12 protein-coding genes and 1 tRNA gene are annotated in these 13,497 nt (G+C 70.0%); 3 read left to right on the top strand and 10 right to left on the bottom strand.

Going from position 1 to position 13,497, the window contains the following annotated elements; genetic code table 11:
* Nucleotides 1-100: 100 nt before the first annotated feature.
* Nucleotides 101-174, bottom strand: a tRNA-Pro gene (locus tag ACOACQ_RS23965).
* Between the two features lie 108 nt (nt 175-282).
* Between ACOACQ_RS23965 and ACOACQ_RS23960 the strand changes: the two genes are divergently transcribed.
* A complete protein-coding gene (locus ACOACQ_RS23960; protein ID WP_420289416.1) occupies nt 283-771 on the top strand; it encodes a hypothetical protein in 489 nt (162 codons plus the stop codon).
* Here the strand turns inward: ACOACQ_RS23960 and ACOACQ_RS23955 are convergent, their stop codons facing one another.
* Nucleotides 772-4,077 (bottom strand): error-prone DNA polymerase, encoded by a 3,306-nt coding sequence (locus ACOACQ_RS23955; protein WP_420289415.1) that lies wholly within the window; start codon nt 4,075-4,077, stop codon nt 772-774.
* 44 nt (nt 4,078-4,121) lie between these two features.
* On the bottom strand, nt 4,122-4,463 hold the full coding sequence (locus ACOACQ_RS23950; protein ID WP_378597189.1) for a DUF2200 domain-containing protein: 342 nt from the start codon (nt 4,461-4,463) through the stop codon (nt 4,122-4,124).
* Nucleotides 4,464-4,518: 55 nt separating this feature from the next.
* On the opposite strand from ACOACQ_RS23950, the gene serA reads away from it, so the two are divergent.
* Nucleotides 4,519-5,712 (top strand): phosphoglycerate dehydrogenase, encoded by a 1,194-nt coding sequence (gene serA, locus ACOACQ_RS23945; protein WP_378597188.1) that lies wholly within the window; start codon nt 4,519-4,521, stop codon nt 5,710-5,712.
* Between the two features lie 9 nt (nt 5,713-5,721).
* Here the strand turns inward: serA and ACOACQ_RS23940 are convergent, their stop codons facing one another.
* The gene (locus ACOACQ_RS23940; protein ID WP_378597187.1) at nt 5,722-6,336 is read right to left on the bottom strand and encodes a GyrI-like domain-containing protein; all 615 of its coding nucleotides are present in this window, start codon (nt 6,334-6,336) and stop codon (nt 5,722-5,724) included.
* A 121-nt stretch (nt 6,337-6,457) separates the two neighbouring features.
* Between ACOACQ_RS23940 and ACOACQ_RS23935 the strand changes: the two genes are divergently transcribed.
* A complete protein-coding gene (locus ACOACQ_RS23935) occupies nt 6,458-7,753 on the top strand; it encodes an AAA family ATPase (RefSeq protein WP_378597186.1) in 1,296 nt (431 codons plus the stop codon).
* A 3-nt stretch (nt 7,754-7,756) separates the two neighbouring features.
* On the opposite strand, the gene ACOACQ_RS23930 is transcribed toward ACOACQ_RS23935, so the two are convergent.
* The 6 genes from ACOACQ_RS23930 to cmk form a co-directional block, all read right to left on the bottom strand.
* Nucleotides 7,757-8,350 (bottom strand): hypothetical protein, encoded by a 594-nt coding sequence (locus ACOACQ_RS23930; protein ID WP_378597185.1) that lies wholly within the window; start codon nt 8,348-8,350, stop codon nt 7,757-7,759.
* Between the two features lie 62 nt (nt 8,351-8,412).
* Nucleotides 8,413-10,104, bottom strand: a complete 1,692-nt coding sequence (locus tag ACOACQ_RS23925; RefSeq protein ID WP_378597184.1) for a DNA polymerase Y family protein — start codon at nt 10,102-10,104, stop codon at nt 8,413-8,415.
* A 10-nt stretch (nt 10,105-10,114) separates the two neighbouring features.
* On the bottom strand, nt 10,115-10,699 hold the full coding sequence (locus ACOACQ_RS23920; protein ID WP_378597183.1) for a hypothetical protein: 585 nt from the start codon (nt 10,697-10,699) through the stop codon (nt 10,115-10,117).
* Nucleotides 10,700-10,757: 58 nt separating this feature from the next.
* A complete protein-coding gene (der, locus tag ACOACQ_RS23915) occupies nt 10,758-12,113 on the bottom strand; it encodes a ribosome biogenesis GTPase Der (protein ID WP_378597182.1) in 1,356 nt (451 codons plus the stop codon).
* The gene (locus ACOACQ_RS23910) at nt 12,106-12,801 is read right to left on the bottom strand and encodes a lysophospholipid acyltransferase family protein (RefSeq protein ID WP_378597180.1); all 696 of its coding nucleotides are present in this window, start codon (nt 12,799-12,801) and stop codon (nt 12,106-12,108) included. The genes der and ACOACQ_RS23910 overlap by 8 nt, the downstream gene beginning before the upstream one ends.
* The gene (gene cmk / locus ACOACQ_RS23905) at nt 12,798-13,487 is read right to left on the bottom strand and encodes a (d)CMP kinase (protein WP_378597179.1); all 690 of its coding nucleotides are present in this window, start codon (nt 13,485-13,487) and stop codon (nt 12,798-12,800) included. The genes ACOACQ_RS23910 and cmk overlap by 4 nt, the downstream gene beginning before the upstream one ends.
* Nucleotides 13,488-13,497 lie beyond the last annotated feature (10 nt).

Genomic DNA, 13,497 nt, shown 5'->3' with positions numbered 1-13,497 from the left:
TCACCATCGACACCAACCGCGACTACCAACCCAAAAACCAGAAAGATCCGAACCCCCAATGAGGGTTCGGATCTTTCCTATCTCTTGCGAGATCACAACGTCGGGCTGACAGGATTTGAACCTGCGACCCCCTGACCCCCAGTCAGGTGCGCTACCAAGCTGCGCTACAGCCCGAACACTTCGTACGGGATCGCCGTCCGAAGCGCTGGGAACCTTACCGCAGCCGCATCTGCTGACCCGAATCGCCCTCCGCGAACAGTCAGAGTGGGATAGGAATCAGGGATGGCCCGACGATTCCTTGCTGCCCTGGTGTTGCCCCTCGTTCTCGCTGGCTGCGGCAACGACGACAGGTCAGGCGCCGACCACGCGGACGATGCCCCGACCACGGCGACCACGGCAGCGACCGCCGGCGACGCTGGGTCGGGCGGACTCAGCGCTGCAGACAGGACCGCGATCGAGGAGACGGTCCGGGAGTTCCTGGTCACCGGCGACTGCAACCTGACCACCGTTGAGTACCTGCGCGACATCTCTCTGTTCGCCGAGGACGACGCCACCCGAGAAGAGGCCTGCACGGCCTGGGAGAAGGTCTACAGCAAGCCTCTCTTCACCAAGGAGGACGTGCTCCTCACTGACCTCACCGTGAGCGACGGGGTGGCGACGGTGAAGGTGGGTTCCGAGATCGCGCCGAAGCTGACCACGCTCTACCAGGTGACACTGGTCGAAGGTGCCTGGCTGGTCAGCGGCGACGAGTACAACACCGACGGGCTCTGATCAGCGGAAGTCGCGCGAGGACTGGCGGGCCTGGAGCGCCGCACCCGCGCCGGGCAGGACGGTGTCGATCGACTCGATCCGGTCGGCCAGCAGGTTGGTGACGCCGTCCTCGCGTTCGAGGCGGCCACGGATCACCACGGCCACCTTGTTGCGGGCCGCCTGTCGGTGCACCCGCATCACACCGGGAGAGCAGACGACGTTGAGCATCCCGGTCTCGTCCTCGAGGTTGAGGAAGGTGATCCCGCTGGCGGTGCCGGGGCGCTGACGGTGGGTGATCAGCCCGGCGACGTGCACCCGTCGGCCGGCCTCGGCGGTGGGCAACTCCCCCACCGCCCTGATCCCCGCCGCCGTGAGGACCTCCCGGTAGTGCTGGATCGGATGTACGTCGGTGGAGATGCGGGTCGCCCACAGGTCCGCGAGCGTCACCTCCATCGGGCTCATTCCCGGCAGCGTCGGCGGCCCGGGGGCGGGCGTGCTGCCCGGCAGCTGCGCCTCGGTCTCCGAGTAGCCGGCCATCCACAACGCCTGGCGGCGATCCAGGCCGAACCCGTCGAAGGCACCGGCCGTGGCGAGCGCCTCGAGCTGGGCAGCCGTCAGTCCGGCTCGGCGCGAGAGATCCCTCAGGTCGTCGTACGGCGCCCGCTCGCGCTCGGCAACGATCCGGGTGGCGACCTCGCCCCCGATCCCCTTCACGGCATCCAGCCCGAGCCGCACGGCCAGCCCGCCGTCGTACCGAAGCTCGTCCACCCCACCGGGCTCGCAGGGCTCCATGCCGGCCTGGGCGCCGGAGAGCGCAATGTCCGGGCGGCGTACCTCGACGCCGTGGCGGCGGGCATCGGCGACCAGCGACTGAGGCGAGTAGAAGCCCATCGGCTGGTTGCGGAGCAGCCCGGCGAGGAACACCGCGGGATAGCGCAGCTTGAACCACGAGGAGGCGTAGACGAGCAGCGCGAAGCTGAGGGCGTGCGACTCGGCGAACCCGAAGCCGGCGAAGGACAGGATCTTCACGTAGATCCCGTCGGCGACATCGCCGACGATGCCCTTGCGCTCCATGCCGGCGTAAAGGGTGTCCTTGACCCGCTCGATCCGCTCGACGCCGCGCTTGGAGCCCATCGCGCGGCGCAGCAGGTCGGCGTCGTCGCGGGTGCAGTCGCCGAGGACGACCGCCATCTGCATCAGCTGCTCCTGGAACAGGGGCACGCCGAGGGTGCGCTCCAGCACGGGGACCAGCAACGGGTGCTCGTAGGTCACCGGCTCGCGTCCGGTCTTGCGCCGGACGAAGGGGTGGACGGCGCCACCCTGGATCGGCCCCGGCCGGATGAGGGCGATCTCGATCGCGAGGTCGTAGAAGGACCGCGGCTTGAGCCGCGGCAGGGTGCCGATCTGGGCGCGGGACTCGACCTGGAAGACACCGATCGAGTCGGCGCGACCGAGCATGTCGTAGACCTCGGTCTCCTCCTTCGGAATCGTCTCGAAGGTCCAGCGCGTGCCGAGGTGTTCCTCGACCAGTCGCATCATGTGGTCGAGCGCGCCGAGCATCCCGAGCCCGAGCAGGTCGAACTTCACCAGCCCCATCGACTCGCAGCCGTCCTTGTCCCACTGCAGCACGGTGCGGTTGGGCATCCGCGCCTTCTCGATCGGACACACCTCGCCGATCGGGCGTTCGGTCAGCACCATCCCGCCCGAGTGGATGCCGAGGTGACGGGGCGCGCCCATCAGCTCCTCGGCGAGCGAGACCACCTGGGCTGGGATGCCGAGTCCCTTCTCGACCTCGCTCCCCCAGCCGTCGATCGACTTCGACCAGGCGTCCTGCTGTCCGGCCGAGAACCCGAGCGCCTTCGCCGCATCGCGCACCGCCATCCGCGGGCGATAGCTGACGACATTGCAGACCTGCGCGGCATTACGACGTCCGTAGGTCTCGTAGACCCACTGGATGACCTCCTCGCGCCGGTCGGAGTCGAAGTCCACGTCGATGTCGGGCTCCTCCTCGCGGTGCTCGGAGATGAACCGCTCGAACGGAAGGTTGTAGTAGACCGAGTCGATGGCGGTGATCCCCAGCGCATAACAGACCGCTGAGCTCGCCGCCGATCCCCTGCCCTGGCAGAGGATCCGCTCACGACGGGCGAACGCGACGATGTCGTGGACGATGATGAAGTAGCCCGCGAAGTCCTTGCGGTTGATGACGTCGAGCTCCTTCTCGATCCGCTCCCGGGCGGCCGCGGCATGCGGCAGGTGCGCATAGCGATTCGCGAACCCGCGCTCGGTCAGCTCCCGCAACCACGTGCTCTGCGTGTGACCCTCGGGAATCCCCTGCTTCGGCAGCCGCGGCGAGGCCTTGCGGAGGTCGAAGGCCAGCTCCTCAGCGAGTACGACGGAGCGGTGCACCGCGTCCGGACGGTGGGCGAAGCGGCGGAGCATCTCCTCACCGCTGCGCAGGTGGGCGCCACCGGAGAGGTCCAGCCAGCCGTCGAGCTCGGCGATGCTGCGCCGGGCACGGACCGCTGCCATCGCCGCCGCCAGGCGCCGCTTCTCCGGCGTCGCGTGGTGCACGTTGCCGGTCGCGACCACCGGGATGCCACGGTGGTCGGCGATCCGGGCGAGCAGGTCGTTGGTCTCGTCGGCGCCGGGGTGGTCGCTGACGATCAGCTCCATCACGACGTGCTCGCGCCCGAACCGGTCGACGAGGTCGTCGAGTGCGATCGCGGCCGCGACGGGACCATGGTTGCTGAGGGCTTGCCTGACCGCCCCCTTGCGACAACCGGTCAGGACCAGCCAGTGGCCACGACCCTGTTCGGCGAGCTCGTCGAGGTCGTGCGCCGGGCTGCCCTTCTCCGGCGCACGCAGCCCTGCCTCGGTGATCGCCCCGGAGAGCCGGTGGTAGCCCTCCACACCGCGGGCGAGCACGAGCAGGTGGCTGCCGGCGGGGTCGGGGACGCCGTTCTGGGAGCTGGTCAGTCCGAGGGTGAGCTCGGCGCCGTACACGGTCGGGAGGGCGTAGTCCGTGCCTGCTTCGGCGAACAGCGGCGCACCCGCGAACCCGTCGTGGTCGGTGAGGGCGAGACCGGACAGGCCCAATCGCACCGACTCCTCGATCAGTGCGCGTGGAGAGCTTGCCCCGTCCAGGAAGCTGAAATGGCTGTGGCAGTGCAGCTCCGCGTACGGCGTCGCCTGCTCGGGTCGCGTGATCCGCTCGGGTTCGGCGCGCGGCTGCTTGCGCCGCGAGACCGGCGCTTCCATCGCCGGCGCACGACCGGACAACCGGCGCTCGAGCTCGCTCCACGGGACCGGTGGGTTGTTCCAGCCCATGACTCCAATCTAATCGAACACACGTTCGAACTCAAGGAGGGGGCTCAGCTCCGCAGGACCTTCTCCATCGCCTTGCCCCTGGCCAGCTCGTCGACCAGCTTGTCGAGGTAGCGGATCTTCTGCATCAACGGATCCTCGATCTCCTGGACCTTGATCCCGCACACCACCCCGGTGATCAACGACGCATTCGGACTGAGCCTTGCCGCAGCGAAGAAGTCCTCGAAGGTCGTCTCCGCGGCCAGGTGCGCGTTCAATTCAGTCTCGTCGAAACCGGTCAGCCACTCGATGACCTGGTGCAGTTCGGCGACGCTGCGGCCCTTCTTCTCCACCTTGGTCACGTAGTGGGGATAGACCGACGCGAAGCTGATCGTGAAGATCCTGTGCATCCACAGGAGGCTAGCGCTTCGCGCCACGGCACCTCGGCGCCGTACGGTGTGCACCGTGAAGGCTCTGCTGCTCGAAAACATCCACCCCGCCGCCGTTGAGGTCCTCGAGGGCCGCGGCTACCAGGTGGAGGTGCAGTCCGGAGCGATGTCGGAGGACGAGCTGCTCGCTGCCCTGGTCGACGTCGACCTGCTGGGCATCCGCTCCAACACGACCGTCACGACTCGCGTGCTCAAGGAAGCCCAGGGCCTCCAGGCCATCGGCTGCTTCTGCATCGGGACCTCCCAGGTCGACCTCGTCACGGCGGCCGAGCTCGGCATCGGCGTGTTCAACGCGCCGTACTCCAACACGCGCAGCGTCGTGGAGCTCGTCATCGGCGAGATCATCGCCCTCGCCCGTCGCCTGCCGGAGAAGATCCAGCGGATGCACGACGGCCAGTGGGACAAGTCGGCCCGCGGCAGCCACGAGGTCCGCGGCCGCACGATCGGCATCGTCGGGTACGGCAACATCGGCACCCAGCTCTCGACCGTGGCCGAGGCACTCGGGATGAGCGTGGTCTTCTACGACAACGCCGACCGCCCGGCCCACGGCAACGCCCGCCGTGTCCGCACGCTGACCGAGCTGCTCCAGGTCGCCGACGTCGTCAGCCTCCACGTCGACGGACGACCGGGCAACGCCGGCTTCTTCGGGGCCGACGAGTTCGCGGCCATGAAGCCGCGCGCCCTGTTCATCAACGCCTCACGCGGCATGGTCGTGGACTACGACTCCCTGCGCGACCATCTCCAGTCCGGCCACATCGCCGGCGCGGCCGTCGACGTCTTCCCCACCGAGCCGAAGGCGCAGGGCGACCCTTTCGACTCGGTGCTGCGCGGCCTCGACAACGTGATCCTGACCCCGCACATCGGCGGCTCCACCCAGGAAGCACAGGAGGAGATCGGCTGGTTCGTCGCCGAGAAGCTCACCCGCTACGCCCTCGAGGGCAGCACGGCCCTGTCGGTCAACCTCCCCCCGGTGCAGCCTCCCGCGTTCACTTCCGGCCACCGCCTCGGCTTCCTGCACCACAACGTCGCCGGCGTCCTGGCCGAGCTGAACGCCGCGTTCGCCGCCGCTGGCGACAACGTCATCGACCAGCACCTCTCGACCAGGGACCACCTCGGGTACGTCGTCAGCGACACCTCGGAGCCCTTGTCGGCCGAGACGCTGGAGATCCTGAGCCGCTCCGAGCACTGCGTGTGGGCGCGCGCCTGGTAGCTCCGGGCCTCAGCCCCGTCGCACCGGTTGGCGAAGGATCGTCCGCAATCTCGCCGGCTCCACCCGCCGCGGGTCGCTCAGGTAGATCTCGTGGTGCTTGCCCGTCAACGCATACCCGCCCGCCGGGATGAAGTCGTCGTGCATCGCGGCAAGGACGGGAGCCTCGTCGTCGTACGACCCGACATGGAGGGTCTGGACGCAGGTCCCCTCCTCCAGCGTCTCCAGTCGCACCTTCTCCAGAGCGGCCGGGCTGCCCTTGCGACGCACCTCCGCCACCGCGGACTCGAAGTGCTCGGGTGTGATCCAGTCCGGCGTGAGGATCATGGCGGTCCACTCCCACTGCGACTTGTCCCGCGCTGACGTGAACGACGCCATGTCGTCGGCCCACCACAACGCCTCGAGCGGCGGGACGACGTAGTCCCTGTCGAGGCCGACCTTGCTGGCGAACTTGAGCGTGTAGGCGACGGGGTACAGGGCGGCGAGCGCGTCGGCGTACTCCTGCGCTGTGTTCGGGTCGCCGCGGCCATCGACCATCAGGTACTGCAGCGTCGGGACATCGATGACGCGGAACACCCCCACCCGGGCACGGTAGGAGTCGAGCTCGCGCTTCAGGTCGAGCTTCATGTCGGACCCCCGGATAACCATTGGCGTGTGACGGCGACTCGGACGCACACTAGCCAACTGTGCCGCGGCGACTCAGCCGCACACGACATCCGTTCCGACGCACGCAACAAGGTGGTGAGACATGACTGACATCGACGCGATCGACCTCCTCACGGAGGCACCCAAGCCTGCCCTTCGAGCCCTGGCCGACGCCATCGACCGCGAGTTCGAGCGGCGCGACCCGGTCCTGCCCACGCCTTACGAGTACGCCGCCAAGGCGCTCGGCGTCGACACCGCCGAGCTCATCGTGCTCAGCGAGATGCCGGCGCCGCCGGTCGCGCACGCCGTCGGCCACTGGCTGCACAAGGCCCAGACGCGATGGAGTCTCGACCACGTCGGCGCGGTCCCGAGTCGCCCGGCCATCACCGAGACCGTGCCGGCCGCGTCCGGCGACGTGCAGGCCTTCTCCGCGGCGATGGTCGTGCTGCCGGCCGGGACCCTGGCCGCCGTACCGGTCGTGGTCCGGATCGCTCCGGACCGCTACGGCCCCGACGTGGAGCTGATGGGTCGCGCCCAGGACAGCCCGCAGCTGCCCGAACTGTTCGAGGGCTTCCTGCGGACCTGTCGCACCACCGAGTCGCCGTACCGTCGCGGTGCCTACCGGGTCAGCTCGAACAACGCGGGGCTGGTGCTCCAGCGGTGGACGACTCCCCCGGCGTCCCGCGACCTGCTGAAGCTCGACGACTCCGTGTGGCACACGGTGGACCGCCGGGTGCACCGCGTCCTCGAGCTCGCCGACGACCTGAAGGCACGCGGCCTCGGCACCAGCACGGGTCTCCTGCTCGTCGGCCCGCCCGGCACCGGCAAGACGCAGCTCGGCACGGTCGTGGCCAGCGAGCTCGTCGGTACGACGTCCGTACTGGTCCCCGGCACCTACGTCACCGAGCACTACCTCACCGAGCTGTTCGACCTGGCCGCCGACCTGTCGCCCTGCCTCATCCTGATGGACGACCTCGACCTGATCGCCGGCGAACGCGGGCAGACCAACCCGCACCGGCTGCGGGAGTTCCTCAACGTGATGGACGGCGGACTCGCCGACCGCACGGGCGTGGTGGTCATCGCCTCGACCAACGACCACCGCAAGATCGACAAGGCAGCGCGGCGTTCCTCGCGCTTCGACACCGTCATCAAGATGGAGCCGCCCGGGCTCGACGGACGCCGGGCGATCCTCGAGCGCTACCTCGTCTGGTGCGACGCCGCCCTCGACCTGGATGCCGTGGCCCGGGCGACCGACGGCGCGACGGGCGCGGACCTCAAGGAGCTGGTGCGCGCGGCCGTGCTCGAAACGGCGGACGACGTGACGACCGCTGCGCTGCTCGCCCAGGCAGCCGCAGGGCCGTGGCGTGCGGCGGCTCCGGCCGCAGGCCACTACCTCTGAGGATCAGTCCTTCAGGGCGCGATCGATCTCGGCGATCAGGCTGACGCGTGCCTTGCCAGTCGCTTCCCGGCCACGGACCTGGCGCAGTTCTGCAGGAGTGAGACCGGCCAGCAGCGGACGGATCTTGGCGATGCTCAGGTCGGCGAGGCCGGGGATCGGGTCGTGCTGCACGACGGTGAGCTTCGCGTCCGCAGCACCTGCCGTCGCCTTGCCCGCCTTGTCCTTGCCCTTCTTGGCCTTCTTGCCCTTGTCCTTCTTGCCGGGCTTCGAGCCCTGGCGGACCTTGTCGACGAGCTTGTTCGCCGTCGCCATCACCGGGGCGGCGGCGGTCGACAGGCCGGCCTCGATGTTCTTCCGCGTCTCGACCCGGACCGTCTCCAGGACCTCGAGCAACGCCTGGGTGTAGGCCTTGCTGGTGCTCACCAGCTGATCGATCAGCTTGTCCGCCTCGGCACGACTCAGCGATCCCCGCGTGACGAGGTCGTCGACGACGTCCTGCAGCCGGGTCATCTGGATGGTGACGCTGTGCTCGAGCGCGCCGCGAAGCGCCTTGAGGTTCTTGGCACCGGGGATCAGGTCTGCGTTCTTCTTCGCCATGGGGAGCCTCCTGGGTTCGATTGCTCCGCAGCGTAGACCTGTCGGAGCGCGCCACGCGAGGGTCAGTCGTACGCCGCCTCGACCTCCCACCTGCCGTGGTCTCGAGACGGTCGCTGGGCGACCTCCTCGACCAACGGGAGCGAGCTCCACTTCAGCAACCACGCCCGTCCGTCGACCCCGACGACCTGGAAACGCGCAGCTCGCCCACCCGAGTCGACACCCACCCACCAGGACTCGTCCACCGGCCAGGGGCCGGCCCAGGACGCCACCGGCATCCGTGGCAGCGCACGACGACCGGACGACGGGCCGATCCGGAACTGCCACGGCTCACCCGTCACCACGCCCCGGCCGGTCACTGCGACCAGCGCGCCCGCTTCGTCGACCACCTCGGCCTCGAGCGGGTCGGCGAACACCCGGGTCGGCGCCGGTCCGGGGATCCGGCCCGGCCACGGCCGGTCCACCGGTCGCAGTCCGGTCACCCGCTCCCCCCACGGCACCATCGCCTGCCGGTCGGCCGCACCACGGCCGCCCTGGAGGACGGGGACCCGGACGGCGTCGTACCCGACCATGGCCTGGACGCGCGCGACCCCACGCACGACCTGGTCATCGGCACCACCACCCCACAACCCGTCGGCGTGGTCACCGGCCGGTTCGACGACCTCGGGCAGGAAGCGCAGCAACATGACCGGCGCGCTGATCGTCTCTCCGAGGGACTTGCGACTGCGCAGGCCGGAGCCGGCCATCCCGGCCTGGAGCTGCCAGTGCACCCGGTCGACGAGGTCGCGCGAGGTGAAGCAGCGCGGGTGCAGCCAGGTCCGGGCCGACACGGCGACGCCGACGGACCCGACGGATTCGAACTCCGCCTCGATCCGCACCCCCGTCGCCACCAGCTGCCGGTTGGCCAGCCCGGCAATGAACCGCTCGGCCGTCGTCCGGGCACTGAAGGTGACCGCCTCTGCCGAATCGAGTGGCGGTTCGAAGGAGATCTCGCAGGCCAGCTCGGGCGGCGGGGTCCGCGAGGCGAGGCGGGTGACCTCGGCCCCCTGCACCCGGCGCCAGACCTCCACGCCGTACGCACCGAACCGGTTGCTGATCTCCCCGGCAGCGAGCGCCGCGAAGTCGCCGAGCAGCACCAGCCCCAGCCGGCGCAAGAGGTCGGCGAGCTCGGCACCTTCGGGACCGTCATCGGCCAGTACCGTCACCGGCTGGCCGCGCAGGAACGCTGCCGACTCCCCCGGCGGTACTGCGACACAGTCCTGCGGTGTGGCCTGTCGGGCCGCCCGTTCAGCGGTGTAGAGGTCATCGGCGACACCGAACCGGCAGTCCCACACCCCCACGCCCACCAGGTGCTCGGCCAGCAGCGCCGCAGCCGCCTGTTCCCCGCCGACTCCGGACCGGGCGAAGTAGCGCCCCGGCGCCGGAACGGCCAGCAGTCCCGGACGGATCGGCGCGACCCCCGGCCGCACCTCCTCCACCGCCACCAGCACCGGCTCGAACCAGCGGGCGTCCCGGTCCGGATTGGCCGCGAGGAGCACCACGTCGGGGCAACGCGCCTGGGCATCGCGGCGCCGCTGGCCGCGTCGTACGCCTTCCGCACGAGCGGCGGCGTTGCAGACCACCACCTTGTTGTTCGCGAGTACGACGGCCGGCGCTGCCGTCGTCGCGGCGGACTCCTGCGCGGTCGACCCGTCGGCGAGCTCGAGCATCCCGGCCGTCACCGACCAGTCGGGGCACCAGACCACCATGGTCCGCATCAGCCGACCATCAGGACAGCACCACCGCAGAGCGACCGGCGACTGCCGCACCCCGCCGTACGACGATCTCGACCCGGCGTTCACGCAGTCGGCCACGACCGTGGCCGATGCCCTCCCAGGTGGTGTTCTCCGAGGTGAGGCGCGCCTCGCAGCGCGGCCAGTCGCCCTGGACCACCAGCACCCCGGAGCGGGCCCGGAGCCGGGCGTCGAGGATCGAGGCGGACTTGGCGTCGACCACACCGGTCGGGCGCAGCACGACGACCTTCAGCACGTCGACGAGCGCAGCGGTGACCTCCAGCCAGTGCTCGCCGGGCGAGGGCACCAGCACCGTGCGGGACAGCGCGATCCCGTGTTGCTGCGCGGCCTCGACCCCGAAGTCGTCCCAGCCGGCGAAACCGACCCATTCACCGGCCTGCGAAGCACCCGCGGCCAGCGCCATCCCGAGGGTCGCGGAGTCGACGCCGTAAACCCCACCGGTGCGCAGCTGCACCAGGCCGTCGAACATCGCCAGGGTCGGGACGGTCAGCCTGCTCGGACCACCCTGCAGGGCAGTGATCCGCCCCCGGAGCTGGTCGACGACGGCAGCTTGACTCACTCACCCATGTTCGAACATTTGTTCGAACGATGCAAGTGCTCGTCCAGCGGTGGAAGGACTAGGTGCGCTTGCGCTTCTCGCGCGCCTGGACCTTCATCTCGATCGGCGTGCCGACGAAGCCGAACTCCTCACGCAACCGGCGCTCGATGAAGCGCAGGTAGCCCGCGTCGAGCGGGCCGGACGTGAACAGCTTGAAGGTCGGCGGCGCGGACTGCACCTGGCTGCCGAACAGGATGCGCGGCTGCTTGCCACCGCGCACCGGGTGCGGGTGCTCGGCGACGATCCGGCCGAGGAACGCGTTGAACGCGCCGGTCGTGATCCGGGTCTCCCAGCCCTCGATGGCCTTCTCCAGCGCCGGCACCAGCCGGTCGATGTGCCAGCCGGTCAGCGCGGTCAGGTTGATCCGCGGCGCCCACAGCACCTGGACCAGGTCGCGCTCGATCTCGCGGTCGAGGAAGTAGCGACGCTCGGCGTCGACCTTGTCCCACTTGTTGAAGGCGATCACGAGCGCCTTGCCGGCCTCGCGCACCTCCTGGAGGATCCGCATGTCCTGCTCGGCGACCGACTCGCTGCCGTCCAGGACCAGCACGCAGACCTCGGCCCGCTCGATGGCAGTCGAGGTGCGCAGCCAGGCGTAGTACTCGTGGCCCGAGGCCTCCTTGACGCGCTTGCGGATGCCGGCGGTGTCGATGAAGCGCCAGGACTTGCCGCCCATGTCCACGATCTCGTCGACGGGGTCGACGGTCGTGCCGGCGACGTTGTCGACGACGGAGCGCTCCTCCCCCGCAAGCTTGTTCAGCAGCGAGGACTTGCCGACGTTGGGGCGACCGACGATCGCGATCCGGCGGGGACCGCCGATCACCTCGTCGCTGGCCTCCGGCGCCGGAGGAAGAACCTCGAGCACGGCGTCCAGAAGGTCGCCCGAGCCACGACCGTGCAGGGCCGAGACCATGTGCGGCTCGCCGAGGCCGAGGTTCCACAGGCCGAACGCCTGGGCCTCCGCCCGCTCGTCATCGACCTTGTTGGCCACGAGGACGACCTTCTTGTCGGCCCGGCGCAGCACCTTCACGACGGCCTCATCGGCGTCGGTGATGCCGATCGTCGCGTCGACGACGAACAGCACCGCGTCCGCGAGCCCGACCGCGATCTCGGCCTGCGCACGGATCCGCTCGGCCATGCCGCGGGCGTCGGGGTCCCAGCCGCCGGTGTCGACGAGCGTGAAGGCACGGCCGTTCCACTCGGCGTCGTACGACACCCGGTCACGGGTCACGCCGGGGATGTCCTGCACGACTGCCTCGCGGCGGCCGATGATCCGGTTGACCAGCGTGGACTTGCCGACGTTCGGCCGTCCGACGACCGCGAGAACGGGCACGGTCGTGCCCACGGGTGCCTGTGTCAGGTCGTCTTCACTCATCACGGTCTCCTTGCGGGAGCGGACCGGGCAGGGTCCGCCCTGTTTCGTCGAGGGCATCGGCGAGCCCGCTGCGCATGTGCGCACGCAGGGCGGCCGACGTCAGACGTACATGGTCTCGCGTCCGGGGCCAAGGCACCGCATCGACGACCATCGGTTCCCCGACGACGATCTCGATCCGTGCCCCCTTCGGGGGCAGCGAGCCGCTCGAGCCACCCGGTTCGCGGGTCCCGAGGAAGGTCAGGGGTACGACGGGAGCGCCCGTCACGAGCGCGAGGTACGCCGCCCCGGAGTGGAAGGCGGAGTCGAAGTCACCCGAGCCGCGGGTGCCCTCGGGGAACACCCCCACCGGGTGCCCGGACCGGAGCACGTTGACGGCGCTGCGGATCGCTGCGGGGTCGTAGTTGAAGCGGTCCAGCCTGATCTGGCCGGCCCGGTGCAGGAACCGGCCGAGCAGGCCCTTGAACATCTCCTGCTTGGTCAGCGCATGGACCTCGCGCGGCGCGAAGATCGACATCAGCGGTCCGTCGATGAGGCCGACGTGGTTGCCGGCCACCACGACCGGCCCCGTCGCAGGGAACCGTTCGGGATGGACCACACGGACGTCGTACCGACGGCGGATCAGCCAGGCCGCGGCCGGGCGGGCGCGTACCAGCAGCCACCGCGGCGGGGTCGGGACGTCGCTGCTCAAACTCGCTCCGTCACCAGCCCCACCACCAGGTCGACGACCTCGTCGAGCGACAGGTGGGTGGAGTCCACATGGATGGCGCCGTCGGCCATGGTGAGCGGAGCCACCGCGCGGCCGGAGTCGATCCTGTCGCGCGCGAGCAGGGACTCCTGGGTCGCGGCGACGTCAGCGCCACCGGCCTCGAGGGCGCGGCGGGTGGCCCGGGCGCTGGGGTCGGCGGTGAGGTAGATCTTGACCTCGGCCCCGGGCCACACCACGGAGCCGATGTCGCGTCCCTCGACGACGATGCCACCGGCACCGATGATCTCCCGCTGCAGGTCGACCAGGCGCGAGCGCACCTCGGGCACGGTGCTGACCGGGGAGACCGCCCCGTTGACCGCATCGCTGCGGATCTCGACCGACACGTCGGCACCGTCAACGGTGATGGTGGGGTCGAGCGGGTTCGTGCCGGACTCGAGGACCGGGGTCAGGGCGGCGGCCGCAACGGCGGACGCGTCGTGGACGTCCACCCCGTTGTCGAGCATCCACCAGGTGATGGCGCGGTACTGCGCACCGGTGTCGAGGTAGCGCAGGCCGAGGCGGTCGGCGACCGCCCGGCAGGTGCTGGACTTCCCCGAACCCGAGGTGCCGTCCACCGCGACCACGACGGTCTGGTGGGCGGAAAGGTCTGCATCAGTGGGGACGTTCACGGCCCGCAGA

The organism is Nocardioides sp. CPCC 206347, from assembly GCF_048654605.1.
Taxonomy (GTDB): domain Bacteria; phylum Actinomycetota; class Actinomycetes; order Propionibacteriales; family Nocardioidaceae; genus Nocardioides.
The sequence above is the reverse complement of the archived record's forward strand: the minus strand, read 5'-3'. Positions and strand labels throughout refer to the sequence as shown.

Coding starts and splice junctions, on each gene's coding strand:
- ACOACQ_RS23960 (WP_420289416.1), top strand. CDS start 283: ATGGCCCGACGATTCCTTGCTGCCCTGGTGTTGCCCCTCGTTCTCGCT.
- ACOACQ_RS23955 (WP_420289415.1), bottom strand. CDS start 4,077: ATGGGCTGGAACAACCCACCGGTCCCGTGGAGCGAGCTCGAGCGCCGG.
- ACOACQ_RS23950 (WP_378597189.1), bottom strand. CDS start 4,463: ATGCACAGGATCTTCACGATCAGCTTCGCGTCGGTCTATCCCCACTAC.
- ACOACQ_RS23940 (WP_378597187.1), bottom strand. CDS start 6,336: ATGAAGCTCGACCTGAAGCGCGAGCTCGACTCCTACCGTGCCCGGGTG.
- ACOACQ_RS23935 (WP_378597186.1), top strand. CDS start 6,458: ATGACTGACATCGACGCGATCGACCTCCTCACGGAGGCACCCAAGCCT.
- ACOACQ_RS23930 (WP_378597185.1), bottom strand. CDS start 8,350: ATGGCGAAGAAGAACGCAGACCTGATCCCCGGTGCCAAGAACCTCAAG.
- ACOACQ_RS23925 (WP_378597184.1), bottom strand. CDS start 10,104: ATGCGGACCATGGTGGTCTGGTGCCCCGACTGGTCGGTGACGGCCGGG.
- der (WP_378597182.1), bottom strand. CDS start 12,113: ATGAGTGAAGACGACCTGACACAGGCACCCGTGGGCACGACCGTGCCC.